Source organism: Azospirillum brasilense (assembly GCF_003349955.1).
Classification (GTDB): Bacteria; Pseudomonadota; Alphaproteobacteria; order Azospirillales; family Azospirillaceae; genus Azospirillum; species Azospirillum brasilense_B.
The window spans coordinates 1-1,039 of the sequence record NZ_QLKQ01000180.1; the positions used below are offsets into that span (position 1 = coordinate 1).

1 pseudogene is annotated in these 1,039 nt (G+C 70.1%); it reads right to left on the reverse strand.

The window, feature by feature from the left end:
* A pseudogene (locus DXK32_RS31955) lies at positions 1 to 1,039 on the reverse strand (beta strand repeat-containing protein); the annotation flags it as partial.

The following is a 1,039-nucleotide window of genomic DNA, read 5'->3' on the forward strand; positions in this document are numbered from 1 at the left end:
CCGCCGTCGGCGGTGGCGGCGAAGGCCGGCTCCGCCTGATCGCCCAGCGTCGCCTGGGTGACGGCGATCTCGCCGCCCACCCGGTTGCCCACCGCGTCGAAGCGCTGGGCGTAGATCCCCAGCCCGCTGCCGTCCTGGTTGGCCGACACCCAGCCCACCAGATAGCCGCCGTCGGTCAGGGCGATGACGTCCGGCGCGGTCTGGGCGCCGGCGGTGGTGGTGTTCACCACGACCTCGCCGCCCACCGCCTGCCCCAGCGCGTCGTAGCGTTGCAGGACGATGCCGGAGCCGCTGCCGTCCTGTCCCGCCGACTGCCACGCCACCACCAGCCCGCCGTCGCCGAGCGCCGCGACCGTCAACTGCGACTGATCGCCCGCGGTGGTCGTGTTGATGCGGAATTCCGGCTGCGCCACCCCGGCCGCCGTGTAGCGCCGGGCATACAGACCGTAGCCGCTGCCGTCCTGGCCCTGCGACTGCCACAGCACCAGAAACCCGCCGTCGCCCAGCGCGATGACTTCCGAGTTGTCCTGGTTGCCGGCGGTCGTGCCGTTGACCAGCACGTCCCCGGTCACTGCGTTGCCAAACGCGTCGAAGCGCCGCAGATAAACGTCCGAGGTGCTCTGCAGGTACAGGCCGTGCGTCCAGGTCACCACGAAGCCACCATCAGCGAGGCCGGCCATGCTCGGCAGGTACTGGTTGTCGGGGGTGCCGGCGTTGACGCGGAACTCGCCACCGACCCGTGTGCCGTCGGCGGCGAAGCGTTGCCCATGGGTGCCCCAGACGGAACCGTCCTGGCCCTCGGAATGCCAGACGATGAGGTAGCCCCCGTCAGGCAGCGCCGTCACCCGCTCCCCGTGTTGAGCATTGGCTGTATAGCTGTTCACCCGAACCTCGCCGTCGACCGGAGTCCCATCGGCGCGGTAGAGCTGCGCGTATATGCCATAGCTGGAGCCATCCTGATTCAGCGAGTGCCACGTCACGACGTAGTTGCCGTTCGGCAGCACCGTCACGTCCGGCGCCCCCTGGCTGCTCGGCGTGT